14 protein-coding genes and 1 other RNA gene are annotated in these 16154 nt (G+C 64.5%); 3 read left to right on the forward strand and 12 right to left on the reverse strand.

Annotation, left to right across the window (positions count from 1 at the left end):
• The 12 genes from CW360_RS09640 to CW360_RS09695 form a co-directional block, all read right to left on the reverse strand.
• Window positions 1-1332 carry an IS4 family transposase gene (locus tag CW360_RS09640; RefSeq protein WP_170307333.1) on the reverse strand — a complete coding sequence of 444 codons (1332 nt, stop codon included), beginning with the start codon at window positions 1330-1332 and terminating at the stop codon, window positions 1-3.
• Window positions 1333-1456: 124 nt separating this feature from the next.
• Window positions 1457-4330, reverse strand: coding sequence for an aminomethyl-transferring glycine dehydrogenase (gene gcvP / locus CW360_RS09645; protein WP_101193550.1), 2874 nt, complete (start codon window positions 4328-4330; stop codon window positions 1457-1459).
• Window positions 4331-4392: 62 nt separating this feature from the next.
• Window positions 4393-4782 (reverse strand): glycine cleavage system protein GcvH, encoded by a 390-nt coding sequence (gene gcvH, locus CW360_RS09650; protein WP_093984851.1) that lies wholly within the window; start codon window positions 4780-4782, stop codon window positions 4393-4395.
• 53 nt (window positions 4783-4835) lie between these two features.
• The gene (gene gcvT / locus CW360_RS09655) at window positions 4836-5918 is read right to left on the reverse strand and encodes a glycine cleavage system aminomethyltransferase GcvT (protein ID WP_093984850.1); all 1083 of its coding nucleotides are present in this window, start codon (window positions 5916-5918) and stop codon (window positions 4836-4838) included.
• A gap of 84 nt (window positions 5919-6002) precedes the next feature.
• A complete protein-coding gene (locus CW360_RS09660) occupies window positions 6003-7610 on the reverse strand; it encodes an ABC transporter permease (RefSeq protein WP_093984849.1) in 1608 nt (535 codons plus the stop codon).
• A gap of 140 nt (window positions 7611-7750) precedes the next feature.
• Window positions 7751-8752, reverse strand: coding sequence for an extracellular solute-binding protein (locus CW360_RS09665; protein ID WP_101193551.1), 1002 nt, complete (start codon window positions 8750-8752; stop codon window positions 7751-7753).
• A 93-nt stretch (window positions 8753-8845) separates the two neighbouring features.
• Window positions 8846-10357 carry a YiiX/YebB-like N1pC/P60 family cysteine hydrolase gene (locus tag CW360_RS09670; protein ID WP_101193552.1) on the reverse strand — a complete coding sequence of 504 codons (1512 nt, stop codon included), beginning with the start codon at window positions 10355-10357 and terminating at the stop codon, window positions 8846-8848.
• 90 nt (window positions 10358-10447) lie between these two features.
• Window positions 10448-11665, reverse strand: a complete 1218-nt coding sequence (locus CW360_RS09675) for a 2-octaprenyl-3-methyl-6-methoxy-1,4-benzoquinol hydroxylase (RefSeq protein WP_101193553.1) — start codon at window positions 11663-11665, stop codon at window positions 10448-10450.
• Window positions 11666-11674: 9 nt separating this feature from the next.
• The gene (locus CW360_RS09680; RefSeq protein WP_093984845.1) at window positions 11675-12157 is read right to left on the reverse strand and encodes a DUF4442 domain-containing protein; all 483 of its coding nucleotides are present in this window, start codon (window positions 12155-12157) and stop codon (window positions 11675-11677) included.
• 7 nt (window positions 12158-12164) lie between these two features.
• Window positions 12165-13349, reverse strand: coding sequence for a 2-octaprenyl-6-methoxyphenyl hydroxylase (gene ubiH, locus CW360_RS09685; protein WP_101193554.1), 1185 nt, complete (start codon window positions 13347-13349; stop codon window positions 12165-12167).
• Window position 13350: 1 nt separating this feature from the next.
• Complete coding sequence (gene pepP, locus CW360_RS09690) at window positions 13351-14685, reverse strand: Xaa-Pro aminopeptidase (RefSeq protein WP_101193555.1); 1335 nt, start codon at window positions 14683-14685, stop codon at window positions 13351-13353.
• A gap of 10 nt (window positions 14686-14695) precedes the next feature.
• Window positions 14696-15250, reverse strand: a complete 555-nt coding sequence (locus CW360_RS09695) for a UPF0149 family protein (RefSeq protein ID WP_093984842.1) — start codon at window positions 15248-15250, stop codon at window positions 14696-14698.
• A gap of 147 nt (window positions 15251-15397) precedes the next feature.
• Between CW360_RS09695 and CW360_RS09700 the strand changes: the two genes are divergently transcribed.
• The 3 genes from CW360_RS09700 (at window position 15398) to ssrS (ending at window position 16153) form a co-directional block, all read left to right on the forward strand.
• Complete coding sequence (locus CW360_RS09700) at window positions 15398-15607, forward strand: TIGR02449 family protein (protein WP_093984841.1); 210 nt, start codon at window positions 15398-15400, stop codon at window positions 15605-15607.
• Window positions 15604-15924, forward strand: a complete 321-nt coding sequence (locus tag CW360_RS09705; RefSeq protein ID WP_093984840.1) for a cell division protein ZapA — start codon at window positions 15604-15606, stop codon at window positions 15922-15924. Before CW360_RS09700 ends, CW360_RS09705 begins: the two co-directional genes overlap by 4 nt.
• A gap of 51 nt (window positions 15925-15975) precedes the next feature.
• Window positions 15976-16153, forward strand: a non-coding RNA gene (gene ssrS / locus CW360_RS09710) — 6S RNA.
• Window position 16154: the final 1 nt, after the last annotated feature.

Below are 16154 nucleotides of genomic sequence, written 5' to 3' on the forward strand. Positions count from 1 at the left end.
TCACTTAAGCGGAGCAGCCTTTCGATCCACTGGATAACGGGTCTTTGAGATCTTCACCGTCCTTGGTCTTGATGGCCTTGGACGGTGATCCAGAAACAGCCCACCGATTCCTGCTCTCAGCTCCGACAATCGTGTTCCTGTTGCTGAAATCGGGTTGGCCGCCGCCATCACGATCAATTGCACGGCGATGTATTGAGCTACTGGTTTGAAGCGGATGTCGCCCGGAGAGCGGCCGAAGGCGACGGCTGCCTGACCGGCTTCGCGGCGGATGATGTTGTAGGCCAACAACAAGCCCCAGACCTCCTGGTAGACCAGCTCCGTTACCTTGCTGCGCAGGGTCATCGCATTCTGCTGCAGAGAGCTTTTGATATCCCGGAAGCCCAGCTCGATCTCCCAGCGCTCCTGATACAGCTTGGCGATGGTCTTGGCGCTGTAAGTATCCGCAGGCAGCGAGGTGAGCACTGTCTTGATCTTGTCCTTCACGGCGTAGCTGACTTCACGTACCTCCCAGTGCGTCGGCAGGTCGGGGTTGCGCTTTCGTGCCTGTGCCGACACCTTCATGCGCAGCAAACGATCGCCCTTGCCGTAACGAGCGACTTCCTCGCCAACCAGCCCTTGGCGGGCCGGAATCAGCCAGTGCCGGCTTTCCCCTGCGGCGCCCAGGCGCAACAGCAAGTCGGCACTCCAGAAGCCCTTATCGAACAGCGTCACCGACTGATTGGGAATCTGCTGCATAAACTCATCGGCCAAGCGCATCTCACTGCGCCGGTAGGGACTCACCTGCGCATCCAGAATCAGGTGCGAGCGCACGTTCATCAGGGCTACCAGTCGCAGCATGGGAAACGGCGTCTGGCGCTCGGTGGAGGTATTGCCGGAGCCGAAATGCTCTCGGAGTTCAGGCGTGTCTGGGGTGCGCAGGAGTGCGCCATCCACGGCCAATACTTGCAGGCCCTGCCAGGTATCGCCCTCATAGCGCTCGCAACCCCACTGGTTACCCGTCTGACGAAACAGCCACTCAACCGGATCGGCACCCAATCGTTTACGCGCCTCGGTGACACCGCTTCGGGCCAGCAGGTCGTGAGAGGCCAGCCCCTGGGCACAGATATTCAGGCGTCGTGCGACCTCATGCACCGGCTCGTCACGGAACAAGGCCATGCCAAGCACCAGCCAGAGCACCTGATCGCTGGGCAGACGCCGCCGCCTTATGGTGGCCTGGGCGGACAAGTCCAGAGCGGATGCCACCCACTCGATCGGGATGTTTTGGGTGAAGGTGCTCAGATCCGAGAAGTTGAACAGTTCACCTAAGTCGAGCAGTTGCTGTTGCAGAGACATAAAAAATCCGATGCCAGGAACCTGACATCGGATTTTCGGGGAAGCCCCGTCAGGGCTCAAATGCTTAAGTGAACAGCATTACGCCAGCTGGCGGGGTTTTTGTTGGCTGAGACGACAGGCCTGATTACTGGTAGGCGTCCATCGGCACACAGGCACAGAACAGGTTACGGTCGCCGTAGACGTTGTCGACACGGTTCACCGCCGGCCAGTACTTGTGCGCGCGGGTATGCGCGCTGGGCGTCACCGCCTCGGCGATGCTGTAGGGACGATCCCAGGCTGCCGTGACATCGGCCAGGGTATGCGGTGCGTGCTTGAGCGGGTTGTTGTCCGCCGGCCACTCGCCACGGGCCACCTTGGCGATCTCTTCGCGGATGCACAGCATGGCTTCGATGAAACGATCCAGCTCGTGCTTGGACTCGCTCTCGGTGGGCTCGATCATCAGCGTGCCAGGCACCGGGAAGCTCATGGTCGGCGCATGGAAGCCATAGTCCATGAGACGCTTGGCCACGTCCTCCTCGCTGATCCCGGTTTCCGCCTTGAGCGGCCGCAGATCGAGGATGCACTCATGCGCCACGCGACCATTCCGACCGCTGTAGAGCACCGGATAGGCCTCGCCCAGCGCGGCCGCCAGGTAGTTGGCGTTGAGGATCGCCACTTCGGTGGCATCACGCAGCTGTGGCCCCATCATGGCGATATACATCCAGCTGATCGGCAGGATGCTCGCACTGCCCCAGGGTGCCGCACTCACCGCACCATTACCCGGATTGGGCCCGTGCAACGGCACCACCGGATGATTGGCGACAAAGGGCGCCAGGTGCGCCTTGACGCCAATCGGCCCCATGCCCGGACCACCCCCGCCATGTGGAATGCAGAAGGTCTTGTGCAGGTTCATGTGCGACACATCCGCGCCGATATCGGCCGGACGCGCCAGGCCAACCTGGGCGTTGAGGTTGGCGCCGTCCATATACACCTGGCCGCCATGGCTGTGGATCAGCGCGCAGATCTCGCGGATGCCCTCCTCGTAGACCCCGTGGGTGGAGGGATAGGTGATCATCAGGCAGGACAGCTGCTCACCGGCTTGCGCGGCCTTGGCCTGCAGGTCGGCAAAGTCGACGTTGCCCTGCTCGTCGCAGTTGACCACCACCACACGCATGCTGGCCATCTGTGCCGAGGCCGGGTTGGTGCCATGTGCCGAGGCCGGGATCAGGCAAATGTTGCGATGCCCCTCGCCACGGCTCTCATGGTATTTGCGAATCGCCAGCAGACCGGCGTACTCGCCCTGCGCCCCGGAGTTGGGCTGCATGCTGATGGCGTCGAAGCCGGTAATGGTGCACAACCAGGCTTCCAGCTCGTCGATCATCAGGCGGTAGCCCTCGGCCTGCTCGCGCGGCACGAAGGGGTGCAGGTTGGCGAATTGCGGCCAGGTGATCGGAATCATCTCGCTGGTCGCGTTGAGCTTCATGGTGCAGGAACCCAGCGGAATCATCGCCTGGTTGAGCGCCAGGTCCTTGTTCTCCAGCTGCTTGAGGTAACGCAGCATCTCGGTTTCGCTGTGATGGCTGTTGAACACCGGGTGTTCGAGGAACGCCGACTGGCGCTGCAGCGTGGCCGGAATGCCGGCGGGCAGGCTGCCGGCATCCAGCACGTCGACCTGCAGACCATGCGCTTCGCCGAGGAACAGGTCGAACAGGTTGGCCAGGGTGTCGGCGTCGCAGGTTTCGTCCAGGCTGACCCCCAGGCGACGCTCGTCGATGATCCGCAGATTGATGCACTGGATATGCGCACGAGCGAGGATCTCCGCCTGGCGTGCGCCGACATCCACGGTCAGGGTATCGAAGAACTGCCGGTTAAGCGGCGGCAAGCCAGCCTGGGTCAGCCCCGCGGCGAGGATGGCAGTCAGCCGGTGGACCCGCTGGGCAATCCGCTTGAGCCCCTGCGGGCCGTGGTAAACAGCATAGAAACTGGCGATGTTGGCCAGCAGCACTTGCGCGGTACAGATGTTCGAGTTGGCCTTCTCGCGGCGGATGTGCTGCTCGCGGGTCTGCAGCGCCAAGCGCATGGCGTTGTTGCCGCGGGCATCCTTGGACACACCAATGATGCGCCCCGGCAGGGCGCGCTTGTATTCGTCACGACAGGCGAAGAAGGCCGCATGCGGGCCGCCATAGCCCATCGGCACGCCAAAGCGCTGCGCCGAGCCGAACACCACATCGGCGCCCAGCTCGCCGGGCGGCGTCAGCAGCACCAGGCTGAGGATGTCGGCGCTGACGCAGGCCAGCGCCTGCTGGGCATGCAGCTGCTCGATCAGCGGCTGGATATCGCGGATCTCGCCGTAGGTATCCGGGTACTGCAGCAGGCCACCGAATACCTGATGGTTGCCGAGGTTATCCGGCGTATCGACCACCACCTCGAAGCCAAAGGCTTCGGCGCGGGTCTGCACCACGGAAATGGTCTGCGGGTGGCAGTTCTGGTCGACGAAGAACAGGTTGCTCTTGCTCTTGGCCACGCGCTTGGCCATGGCCATGGCCTCGGCCGCCGCGGTGGCTTCATCGAGCAGCGAGGCACTGGCCAGGTCGAGGCCGGTCAGGTCGATGCTCAGTTGCTGGAAATTCAGCAGCGCCTCCAGGCGGCCCTGAGCGATTTCCGGCTGGTACGGGGTATAGGCGGTATACCAACCCGGGTTTTCCAGCACGTTGCGCAGAATCACTGTCGGCGTCAGGGTGCCGTGGTAGCCCATGCCGATCAGGCTGGTCCACAGCTCATTCTGCGCAGCATAACCGCTGAGCTTGGCCAGTGCGGCCTGCTCGTCCAGCGCGGCCGGCAGGGCCAGCGGCGCTTGCAGGTGAATGGCGGGCGGTACGGTCTGATCGATCAGGGCGGCACGGCTGTCCAGCCCCAGGCGTTGCAGCATGGCCTGCTGCTCGGTGGCATCCGGCCCCAGGTGGCGCTGCAGGAAGGCATCGGCTTGCTGCAACTGGGCCAGCGAAGGATTTTGCGACATGCGGGGTGACCTCAAGAAAAGACAAAGCCCCGACAAGTCAGGGCTTTGCACACAGCAGGGAATCAGGCGTCGGCTTCAGCCGCAGCCCGGTAGCCATCGGCATCGAGCAACGCATCCAGCTCGCTGACATCACTCGGCTTGAGCTGGAAGAACCAGCTGCCATAGGGATCGCTATTGACCAGCTCGGGGTTGTCGACCAGCGCCTGATTGACTGCCAGTACTTCGCCCGCCAGCGGTGCGTAAATGTCCGATGCGGCCTTCACCGACTCCACTACACCGGCTTCCTGGCCGGCGGCCAGCTGGGCGCCGACTTCCGGCAGCTCGACGTAGACCACGTCGCCCAGGGCTTCCTGGGCATGATCGGAGATACCCACGAACACCGTGCCATCATTTTCCAGGCGCGCCCATTCGTGGCTCGCGGCATAACGCAGATCAGCGGGGATATTGCTCATGCTTGTGTCCTCAAGAAAGCGCCGGCAGCCTGGCCACCGGCAAAAAAGGGAATTCAGATCAGCGCTTTGCCATGGCGCACGAAGTTCGGCTGAACGACACGCACCGGATACCACTTGCCACGGATTTCCACTTCAGCACGCTCGCCGGTGGCCAACGGCACGCGGGCCAGGGCAATCGACTTGCCCAGGGTCGGGGAAAAGCTGCCGCTGGTGATCTCCCCCTCGCCCACGCCTTCGACACGCACCACCTGGTGGGCGCGCAGCACGCCACGCTCTTCCAGCACCAGGCCGACCAGCTTGCTGGCCACGCCGGCCGCGCGCTCGGCCTGCAAGGCCTCGCGGCCAATGAAATCACGCGAGGCCGGTTCCCAGGCAATAGTCCAGGCCATGTTGGCGACCAGCGGCGACACCTGCTCGTCCATGTCCTGGCCATACAGGTTCATGCCGGCTTCCAGGCGCAGCGTATCGCGTGCCCCCAGACCAATCGGGGCGATGCCGGCGCCCAGCAGCTCGCCGAGGAAGTCCACCGCTTCACTGGCCGGCAGGATGATCTCCAGGCCATCTTCACCGGTGTAGCCGGTGCGTGCGATGAACCATTCGCCATCGGCCAGGCCCTGGAAAGGCTTGAGGCTGTGGATCAGTTCGGCGCGCGACGGGCTGACCAGCTCGGCGGTGCGGGCCCGTGCGTGCGGGCCCTGAATGGCCAGCATGGCCAGCTCGGCACGCTCACGCAGCTCCACCGCATAGTCGCCAAGCTGCGACTGCATCCAGGCCAGGTCCTTATCGCGGGTGCCGGCATTCACCACCAGGCGATAGCCGTGCGGCGTCAGGTAGACAATCAGGTCATCGATCACCCCACCTGCGGGGTTGAGCATGGCGCTGTACAGGGCCTTGCCCATCGTCTGCAGGCGCTCGACGTCATTGGCCAGCAGGTGTTGCAGCCAGGCCTTGGCCTGCGCACCGCAGACATCCACCACGGTCATGTGCGAGACATCGAACACCCCGCAGTCGCGGCGCACCTGATGGTGCTCCTCGACCTGCGAGCCGTAGTGCAGCGGCATATCCCAGCCGCCGAAATCGACCATCTTGGCGCCCAGGGCGACATGTTGGTCGTAGAGAGGTGTGCGCTGTCCCATGCATGACTCCGCAAGTACCGGGTTTCAGGTGGCGCGCATTGTAGCCGCAACCCCCCGCCCGGTCATCCCGCCTGACCGCTGCGCTCAGCGACGGGATCGGCGAATCAGTAGCACCACCGGCAACAGGCCAACCAGCACCAGGGTCAGTGCCGGCAGCGCGGCACGCGCCCATTCGCCCTCGCTGGTCATCTCGAATACCCGCACAGCCAGGGTATCCCAGCCGAATGGGCGCATCAGCAGGGTGGCCGGCATCTCCTTGAGCACATCGACGAACACCAACAGGGCGGCGGACAGCACCCCGGGCAGCAACAGCGGCAAATAGACGCGCAGGAACAGCCGCCAGCTACCCACCCCGAGACTGCGCGAGGCTTCCGGAAGCGACGGACGGATACGCCCCAGGGCGTTTTCCAGCGGGCCGAAGGCCACCGCCATGAAACGGATCAGATAAGCCAGTAACAGCGCACCGACACTCCCCAACAACAGCGGCTTGGCCGCACCACCCAGCCACTGCGAAAGCGGGATGACCAGCTGGTTATCCAGGTAGCTGAAGGCCAGCATGATCGACACGGCCAGCAGCGAACCCGGCAACGCATAGCCCAGGTTGGCCAGACCGACCGCCGCACGCACCGGCCGGCGCGGCGCCAGGCGCAAGGCAAAGACCAGCAACAGGGCCACGGTGACCGTGAGCAACGCCGCCATGCCGCCCAGGTACAGGGTATGCAGGATCAACGCCGTGTACCGCTCATCCAGGTCAAAACGCCCGCGCTGCCAGAACCACACCAGCAACTGCAGGAGCGGAATAATGAAGGCACACAACAGCACCAGGCCACACCAGGCACTGGCCGCCCAGGCCCGCCAGCCACGCAGGCGATACAGCGCCTTGCTGCGTGGCCGCTCGTTGGCGCTGCGCACATGGCCGCGCGCGCGCTTCTCGCCATACAGCACCAGGGCGACGAACAACAGCAACAGGCTGGCCAGCTGGGTGGCGCTGGACAGGCTGTAGAAGCTGTACCAGGTCTTGTAGATGGCCGTGGTGAAGGTATCGAAATTGAATACTGCGACCGCGCCGAAATCGGCCAGGGTCTCCATGATCGCCAGGGCCAGGCCGGCACCGATGGCCGGGCGCGCCATCGGCAACGCCACCCGCCAGAAGGCCTGCCAGGGTGACAGACCGAGGACCCGTGCCGCTTCCATCAACCCCTTGCCCTGGGCCAGGAAGGCACCGCGCGCCAGCAGGTATACATAGGGATAGAAGACCAGCACCAGCACGATGATCACCCCGCCGGTGGAGCGCACCCGCGGCAGGCGCAGGTCACTGCCCAGCCACTCGCGCAGCAGCGTCTGCAACGGCCCGGCAAAGTCCAGCAGACCGACAAACACGAAAGCCAGCACATAGGCGGGAATGGCAAACGGCAGCATCAGCGCCCAATCCAGCCAGCGCCGCCCGGGAAACTCACAAAGGCTGGTCAGCCAGGCCAGGCTGACACCCAGCAGGGTCACGCCCACGGCCACCCCGAGCACCAGCACCAGGGTATTGCCGATCAACCGTGGCAACTGGGTTTGCCAGAGATGCGCCCAGATCGTCGCGTCGACCTCATGCCAGGACAACAGCAGCACCGACAGCGGCAGCAGCACCAGGGCCGCAATGGCACAGACGATGGGATACCAGCGGTACTGAACGGGATGGGCCACGCAGACTCCTCGGCGCAGAAAAGACCACGCCCCGGACCGGCCGGGGCGCAGCAGTATAACCGCAAGCAGGGGCTGTTACGGCTTGCGGAAAGTCAAGCCCGAGCGGGATAGCGGAACAATTCGGCCTCCCGCCGGCAGACTTATTTCCAGCCGGCGCGATCCATCAGCATGGTCGCTTCGGCCTGACGCTTGCCGGCCACTTCCATGGCTACGGCATCGGCCTTGAACTCACCCCAGGCCGCCACTTCGGCTGACGGCTTGATCGCCGGGTTGGCCGGGTATTCCTGGTTGGCATCGGCAAACAGGTTCTGCGCCTCGGCACTGGTCATCCACTCCAGCAGTTTCTGCGCTTCGGCGGCATGCGGCGCATGCAGGGTCACACCGGCACCGGACAGGTTGACGTGTACGCCACGGTCAGCCTGGTTCGGCCAGAACGGCTTGACCTTGAGGCCCGGCTGCTGCTTGGCCAGACGACCGTAGTAATAGGTGTTGGCAATACCCACGTCGCACTGCCCGGCATCGATGGCCTGCAGCAGCGCCGTGTCGTCGGCGAATACATCAGTCGCCAGGTTGTTGATCCAGCCCTTGACGATTTGCTCGGTCTTTTCCGCGCCATGGGTTTCGATCAGCGTGGCGGTCAGCGATTGGTTGTAGACCTTCTTGCTGGTACGCAGGCACAGGCGGCCTTCCCAGGACTTGTCGGCCAGCGCTTCGTAGGTCGACAGTTCTTCCGGCTTGACGCGTTCCGGCGAGTAGAAAATGGTCCGGGCGCGCAGCGACAGGCCCGTCCAGGCACCGGTGCTGGAACGGTACTGCGGCGGAATGTTGGCTTCGATGACCGGCGAAGCGAGGGATTTCAGGACACCTTCCTGCTCGGCCTGCCAGAGGTTGCCGGCATCCACGGTGATCAGCAGGTCAGCCGGGGTGTTCTGCCCTTCGGCCTTGAGGCGGGCCAGCAACGGTGCCTCCTTGTCGGTGATGAACTTTACCTTGACCCCGGTCTTCGCGGTGTAGGCGTCAAACACCGGCTTGATCAGCTCATCGATCCGCGCGGAGTAGACCACGACTTCATCGGCAGCAAACGCCGGAGCGGCCAGGGCGGAAAGTGTCAGTGCAGCGAGAAGCGTCTTGCGAACCTGCATGGGAGTCCCCTCGATAGGTAAAATTCGAGGGTGATAATAGTGAATCCTATTTGCCTTCTCAATAAAACTTGTGTGACAGGCTGTCACGCCTGCCTAGCGCTGCGCTAGCTCACCGCGCGCACGCCGCACCACTTCATCACGCACCAGCTCGGCCATACGCTGTCGCGGGTCCTCGCGCACCGCCTGGCCACGGTGATACAGCAGAGTGACCGCGAAGGGACCGGTCCCGGTGGCCAGCACCGCAACATTATCCGGGCTGATGGTGGCGCGGCCGAGGTGCCGCGCCACCGGCCAGCGCAGGTCACCATAGGCGTGGTAGACCAGCTCGGAACAGACGATACGGTCGGTGGTTTCCACATCGAAGTTGAAGTCGTAGGCCTTGCCTACCTGGCGCAAGGTCTGCAACACCACGTCACGGCGCTGTGCCGGGCTGAGTTGCTCGTGGCGCAGCACCGCCAGGTCATCGACATTCAGGAAGTGCTTGAGTTTGCTCATGCTCACCCCGGCGCGCAGGGCCTCGACCACGCCACGGCCCTTGCGGATATCCTTGTGGTAGCGCCGCACCAGCGGATGCTCCCAGAGCCCAAGCTCGCGTAGCTGCTGCTCATTACCCACCCACACCGCCACATGTCCCCAATGCCCGGGGATAAAGGCATCGGTCAGACGGAACGGGGTTTTCTCCAGGAGAATGTCGCCCGGCTGCAGGCTGCCATACACCTCCAGCAGCACCTCCCGCCGGTCATATAGCTTGCCGCGGCGCGTTTCCACCAGGCCCACGGCATTGCCGAACAGCAGACTGGAGAAGTTGACGCTTTCGTTCTTCAGCAGGTTCAGGGTGTCCAGCGAATAACCACTGTAGAAGTCCACCAACCCACCCACGTAACCCACCGGGCGGAATTGACCGATCAGCCGCCGCGACGGACTCTGCTCGATCAACCCGCGCAGGTAGCGATGCTGCTCATCGTCCAGCACAGCCAGCTGCGCGGCATGCGCGTCCAGCCAGTCCAGGCCGCGCCGTACGCGGGCACGCTTGAGCGGCGAATTGAAGGAGCGCTCGATGCGATTGAGCGCACCGGCCGGCAAGGCGAAGCCACTGTCACGGCGATTGAGGTGCTGGCGGATGTCCAGGTTGCTGCTGTACAACGTGACCACGGTCAGGTAGTTGTCGTAGAGCAGCAGCGCCGCCGCCAGCGACATGCCGATACCGCTGGCCTGCACCTGCGCTTGGGCGGCGTCGCCGGGCAACTCGCGCGCCAGCCAGCACTCATGCTCGCGGGCCAGCGCCAACAGCGCCTGGCGCTGCGCCAGCAACTGCGCGGCGCCTTCGTTGAGGCGACGCAGGTCGCCGCCGGACAACGGCTCGCCGGCCTGCTCGCGGGCTTTCAGTTGACGGAAGAACACCAGGGCACGGGCGCGCAGGCTGAGGTTCTCCTCGACCAGCAGTTGAAAACGCTCGACCTTGGCAGCCATCGCCGGCGCACTGTCCAGCGCCGGCCCGCGCTGCCCGAGGCACAGCCCCAGTGGCGCCGCATGGGCCAGCCCGGCGCCCAGCCACAGGCACAGCCCGACCACTATCCACCCGAAAACACCCGGCTTGCCTGGCATACCCACCTCCCTGTCGACCGGCAGGCATTCTAGCCGGCCAGCGCAACGCCCATTCGGCAACACATCACGCGGTCACCATAAAGCGCGCAATCAGGGGCGGGCCAGCTCCGGCAGGTCGCCGCTCAGGCCCAGTGCCTGGCGCACGAACAACGCCTTGGCTTCGGCCAGGCCATCGACCAGGTTCAGCCCGCTGTTGCGCAACCAGCGCACGCTCAGCGGGTCAGCCTGGAACAGGCGCTGGAAGCCTTCCATGGCGGCCATCATGGCCAGGTTGTGCGGCATGCGCCGCCGCTCGAAACGACTCAAGGTCTTCTCGCTGGCCAGCGCTTCGCCACGACGCAGCGCATGCAGCAACACCTCGGCCAGGGTTGCAGCGTCGAGGAAGCCCAGGTTGACGCCCTGCCCGGCCAACGGGTGGATGGTATGCGCGGCATCACCGATCAACGCCAGGCCAGGCTGGATATAGCGCTTGGCATGCCGCTGGCGCAACGGAATGCACAGCCGCGGATCGACCTCCAGTACCTCGCCGAGGCGCCATTCAAAAGCCTTGCCCAACGCCTGGCGGAACGCCTGGTCGTCCAGCGCCATCAGGCGCCGGGCTTCTTCCGGCACAGTCGACCAGACGATCGAGCACCAGTGCTCATCCTCGCCCCGGCGCAACGGCAGGAAGGCCAGCGGGCCATCATCGGTGAAGCGTTGCCAGGCAGTAGCCTGATGCGCGTCAGCGCAACGCACACTGGTCACGATGGCATGGTGCAGGTAATCCCATTCGCGGGTGGCGCAGCCGGCCATCTGCCGCACGCTGGAATTGGCACCATCGGCAGCCACCAGCAAGGGCGTGCGCAGCTGCCGGCCATCGACCAGCTGCAACAGCCAGTCATCGCCATCCCGGCGCAACTGTTCAAGGCGTGCATTGGGCAACAGGCCAACCTCACTGTCGAACAAGGCTTCCAGCAGGGCATCCTGCACCACACGGTTTTCGACGATATGCCCGAGGTTATCGGCATGCACGCTGGCCGCGGAGAAGTGGATGCTGCCAGTACCGGAGCCGTCCCATACCTGCATCTGCGCATAAGGGCTGGCCCGCCTGGCCTGCACGCCCGGCCAGACCTGCAAACGTTCCAGCAGGCGCTGGCTGGCCATCGACAGGGCGCTGACCCGTGGTTCGAAAGGCGCTTCGCCGCTGAACGGACGTACCGCCATCGAGCCACCATCCAGGAGCAGGATATTCAGGCCGCTGTCCTTGAGCGCCAGGGCCAGGGCGCTGCCCACCATCCCCGCGCCCACGATGATCAGATCCGCTTGCATCCTTGGTCCTTACGCGGCCTGCCGCGCCTGCGGCTTGCGCCGCACATAAAGAGTCTTCTGCACCCGCGCCACCAGGGTACCGGCGCCATCGCGCACTTCCACATGCAACTTGGGCAGGTACTTGTCGCCAGCGGCGGTGTGCTGGCGAATTTCCTCCAGCAGGTGCTCGTCAATGTGGAAGTCGGCAAATACCGGCCCCTTGCCGGGGCTGACGAATTCGATGTTGGCCGCCTTGTCCCAGACGATGTAGTCGCGCCCGAGGTTCTCCATGATCATCAGCATGAAGAACGGATCGGTCATCGAATACAACGAACCGCCGAACTGGGTGCCGACGTAATTGCGGTTGTACCAGCCCAGCCCCATACGCACCCTGATCTGGCGCATGTCTGCGGCCAGCGACTGGATGCGGATGCCCGCCCCCAGGTAGGGCGGGTAGAAGTTCATGGCCCAGCGCAGAAAGCGCGCCTTGCGAGCCAGCCGTTGCTTGTTCATGGTCATCCTAATAGCGTGTGCCCAGGCCCATGGCCTGGCGGGCAAACCAGCGCTTGGCCGGCGGCAGCAGATCGAGCCCCAGCAAACCGAGGTTACGCCCACTGACCAGCAGCGGCTGGGCATTGGAAAACAGCCGGGTCACCCGGTCGGAAAAGCCCACCGTCATGTCCTGATCGAGACGCTGGGCCTGCACATAGGCCTGCAGCACGGGCAGTGTTCCCAGGTTCTGCGGGTCGCCAGCGAGCAGGGTGTCGGCCAGCGCCAGCACATCGCGCAGCGACAGGTTGTAGCCCTGTCCGGCAATCGGATGCAGGCTGTGCGCGGCATTGCCCAGCAAGACCAGATGGGAACGCACCTGCTCCTCGGCTTCGATCAGCGTCAGCGGGTAGAGGTGGCGGCTGCCTACCTGGCGCAACGCGCCGAGGCGATAACCGAAGGCCTCCTGCAGTTCGCCGAGAAAGGCCCGCTCATCCAGCTGCTGCAGACGCAAGGCTTCGTCATGCGGGCGTGTCCAGACCAGCGCGCAGCGGTTGTCCGACAGCGGCAGCAAGGCCATCGGCCCGGCATCGGTGAAGCGCTCGAATGCCTGGTTGGCATGTGGCTCGGCCGGGCTGACATTGGCGATCAGCGCCGTCTGCCCGTAGGGCGTGGCGCGCACGGCGATACCCAGCTGCTCGCGCAGGTTCGAGCGCCCGCCGTCAGCAAGGATCGCCAGATCACACTCCAGGCGCTGGCCGTCGGCCAGCTGCAGGGCATAACCATCGGCCAGCGGCTGCAACGACTCGACCTGCGCCGGGCAGCGCCACTGCACCACGCGTTTGTCGAGCGCCTGCCACAGGCAGTGCCCCAGCCAGGCGTTTTCCACCACGTAGCCCAGCGCCGGCACGCCCTCATCCGCCGCGCACAGGCGGGCCGCAGCAAAGTGCCCACGGTCGGAAACATGGATGCTATCGATCGGCTCGGCACACGGCGCGATGAGCGGCCACAGGCCCAGGCGCTCGTAGATCTGCCGGGTGCCGTAGGACAGCGCACTGCTGCGCGCGTCATAGCTCGGCTGGTAATCGCTGCCCGGGGCAAATGGCTCGATCAGCACGATCTGCCAGCCGCGCTGCAATGCGCCCTGCTGCAACGCCAGCGCCAGGCTGGCACCGACCAGGCCCCCACCGACGATGGCGATCTGCACACGACTCATCTCAGGCAGCCCCGTTGCGCGCGGCGGCCATCAGCGCTTCGATCTCGGCGACGCTTTTCGGCACGCCGCCGGTGAGGATCTCGCAGCCGCTCCTGGTCACCAGCACGTCATCTTCGATGCGCACGCCGATGCCGCGCCATTTCTTGGCGACCTGCTCGTTGTCCACGGCGATATAGATACCCGGCTCGACTGTCATCGCCATGCCCGGCTCGAGCACGCGCCATTCGCCGCCGACCTTGTAGTCGCCGACGTCGTGCACATCCATGCCCAGCCAGTGGCCGGCGCGGTGCATGTAGAAGGGCTTGTAGGCCTCGGCGGCGATCAGCTCGTCGAGCGCGCCTTCGAGCAGGCCCAGTTCGAGCAGGCCGGCGGTGATCACCCGTACCGTCGCCTCGTGCGCTTCGTTCCAGTGCTTGCCTGGAGCGATTTCCTTGAAAGCGGCCTCCTGGGCGGCCAGCACCAGCTCGTAGATCGCCTTCTGCTCGGCCGAGAAGGTGCCGCTGACCGGGAAGGTGCGGGTGATGTCGCTGGCGTAGCAGTCGATCTCGCAACCGGCGTCGATCAGCACCAGGTCGCCGTCCTTGAGCGGTGCATCATTCTCGCGGTAATGCAGGATGCAGGCATTGCGTCCAGCAGCGACAATCGAGCCGTAGGCCGGCATCTTCGCCCCGCCCTTGCGGAACTCGTAGTCCAGCTCGGCTTCCAGGTGATATTCGTAGAGACCGGCGCGGCACGCCTGCATGGCCCGTACATGGGCACGCGCGCTGATCTCGGCGGCCTCGCGCATCACCTTGGCCTCGGCCGCGCTCTTGTACAGGCGCATGTCGTGCAACAGATGGTCGAGGGCGACAAATTCGTTGGGCGGCTGCGCGCCCTGGCGAGCCTTGGAACGGATCAGGTTGATCCACTCCATCAGCCGGTGGTCGAACTCCTGATTGCAGCCAATGGCGTAGTAGACGCGATCACGCCCTTCGATCAGCCCGGGCAGAATGTCGTCAATATCGCCAATCGGGAAGGCGTCGTCGGCGCCATACTGGCTGACCGCACCTTCCTGGCCGGCACGCAGACCATCCCACAGCTCACGCTCGGGATTGCGCTCGCGGCAAAACAGTACGTACTCGCCATGCTCGCGGCCGGGAATCAGCGCCAGCACCGCCTCCGGCTCGGGGAAGCCGGTGAGGTACTGGAAGTCGCTGTCCTGGCGATACACATGCTCGACGTCGCGGTTGCGGATATACACCGGCGCCGCCGGCAGGATGGCGATGCTGTTGGGTTCCATCTGCGCCATCAGCGCCTTGCGCCGACGGGCATATTCAGCCTTGGGAATACGCGACATGCGAACAACCTCAGTGCAGGGCCGGCTTATTCTCGGCCGCCAGGGGCGCGGCACACTCAGCGAACAGCAACAGCGGGGCAACCCGCAGGTATTCCATGACCTCCATGAAATCGCTCTCGCCGTCCTCGGACTCTTCCAGCGCTTCCTCGACCTGGGCAATCGACGCCAGGTCCTCGAGCACCTCGACCGCTTCGCCGGACAGCGCGCGGTCACCGGCGGTCAGGCCAAAGCCGGTGAGGAAGCCCTGACACCACTGGCCCATGGCCTGGGCGCGCTGCAACAGCGGCTGCTCGTCGTCGGGCAACATCACCAGCAGCGCCATCTCGCCGCCGGCCAGCTCGTTGCGCAGCATGTCCTGCAAGCCCAGCAGGGCCTGGCGTACCGTATCGGGCAGTGGCTCGCCGAGCAGCTCGACAGCATCCTGCAACCAACCCTCTGCGGCAAAGCCCGCGCCGGCACAACTGCGCCCGACCAGCAGGCCATGCAGTTCGGCGGGGGAAACAGGCTGCTCGCAGGTGGCCAGCAGGTCGGCAAAGGCGGAATAGGCAGAACGGGATTCGGACATGGGCAAGGGGCGCCACTCGGCGCAATCACTGGATTGGAAGGCCGCTATCCTAGCACCCCGCCACGGGCCAAGACCAATCACGCCAGCCCATGCGCCCACGCCTGGCTTGCGCTATAGTCGCGCCATTTGGCAGCGAAGAAAGACCCCATGCCCAATACCGACCTGCAGAGTCTGACCGCCAAGCTGGACCAGTTGCTGCGTCGCGTGGAGCAGCTGAAGGCACACAATCGCCTGTTGCAGGCCAACGAGAAGGCCTGGCGCGAGGAACGTGCCCAACTGATCGAAAAGAACGAAACCGCCCGTCAGAAGGTCGAAGCGATGATTTCTCGCCTCAAGGCCCTGGAGCAGGACACATGAGCCAAGCCAATACCGTCACCGTGCACATTCTCGACAAGGAATACTGCATTGCCTGCCCGCCAGAGCAGCGCGGCAACCTGGAAAGCGCGGCGCGCTATCTGGACGGCAAAATGCGCGAGATCCGCTCCAGCGGCAAGGTGATCGGCGCCGACCGGATTGCCGTGATGGCCGCACTGAACATCACCCACGACCTGCTGCACAAGCAGGATCGCCTCGACCAGGAAGCCAGCGATACCCAGCAACAGGTACGTGATCTGCTCGACAAGGTCGAACAGGCGCTGGGCGATAGCGAGCAGGACACCCGCAGCCTGTTCTGAGTTTTTTAGCAAACGGCAACCGACGCGCAGGCAGATGGCGGTATAATCCGCACATCCCTGGGGTGTTGGCCAGTCGGTGATGTCCCTGAGCCGATACGCACAACCACGGGGGTGCCACCAAGGCCGGTGTGCATGTCCGCCCGACGGAAAGCCTTAACGCCTTGTGTCACCTCCACCTTGAACTTTCGGGTTCAAGGGCTAAACCGACAGCGGCACTACCGGGGAGCCTC

It is taken from the genome of Pseudomonas fluvialis (assembly GCF_002835605.1).
In the GTDB taxonomy this organism is placed as follows: domain Bacteria; phylum Pseudomonadota; class Gammaproteobacteria; order Pseudomonadales; family Pseudomonadaceae; genus Aquipseudomonas; species Aquipseudomonas fluvialis.

Bases quoted from the DNA above. Each gene is read 5' to 3' on its own strand.
- CW360_RS09640 (WP_170307333.1), bottom strand. From the start codon at position 1,332: ATGTCTCTGCAACAGCAACTGCTCGACTTAGGTGAACTGTTCAACTTC.
- gcvP (WP_101193550.1), bottom strand. From the start codon at position 4,330: ATGTCGCAAAATCCTTCGCTGGCCCAGTTGCAGCAAGCCGATGCCTTC.
- gcvH (WP_093984851.1), bottom strand. From the start codon at position 4,782: ATGAGCAATATCCCCGCTGATCTGCGTTATGCCGCGAGCCACGAATGG.
- gcvT (WP_093984850.1), bottom strand. From the start codon at position 5,918: ATGGGACAGCGCACACCTCTCTACGACCAACATGTCGCCCTGGGCGCC.
- CW360_RS09665 (WP_101193551.1), bottom strand. From the start codon at position 8,752: ATGCAGGTTCGCAAGACGCTTCTCGCTGCACTGACACTTTCCGCCCTG.
- CW360_RS09670 (WP_101193552.1), bottom strand. From the start codon at position 10,357: ATGCCAGGCAAGCCGGGTGTTTTCGGGTGGATAGTGGTCGGGCTGTGC.
- CW360_RS09675 (WP_101193553.1), bottom strand. From the start codon at position 11,665: ATGCAAGCGGATCTGATCATCGTGGGCGCGGGGATGGTGGGCAGCGCC.
- CW360_RS09680 (WP_093984845.1), bottom strand. From the start codon at position 12,157: ATGAACAAGCAACGGCTGGCTCGCAAGGCGCGCTTTCTGCGCTGGGCC.
- ubiH (WP_101193554.1), bottom strand. From the start codon at position 13,349: ATGAGTCGTGTGCAGATCGCCATCGTCGGTGGGGGCCTGGTCGGTGCC.
- pepP (WP_101193555.1), bottom strand. From the start codon at position 14,685: ATGTCGCGTATTCCCAAGGCTGAATATGCCCGTCGGCGCAAGGCGCTG.
- CW360_RS09695 (WP_093984842.1), bottom strand. From the start codon at position 15,250: ATGTCCGAATCCCGTTCTGCCTATTCCGCCTTTGCCGACCTGCTGGCC.
- CW360_RS09700 (WP_093984841.1), top strand. From the start codon at position 15,398: ATGCCCAATACCGACCTGCAGAGTCTGACCGCCAAGCTGGACCAGTTG.
- CW360_RS09705 (WP_093984840.1), top strand. From the start codon at position 15,604: ATGAGCCAAGCCAATACCGTCACCGTGCACATTCTCGACAAGGAATAC.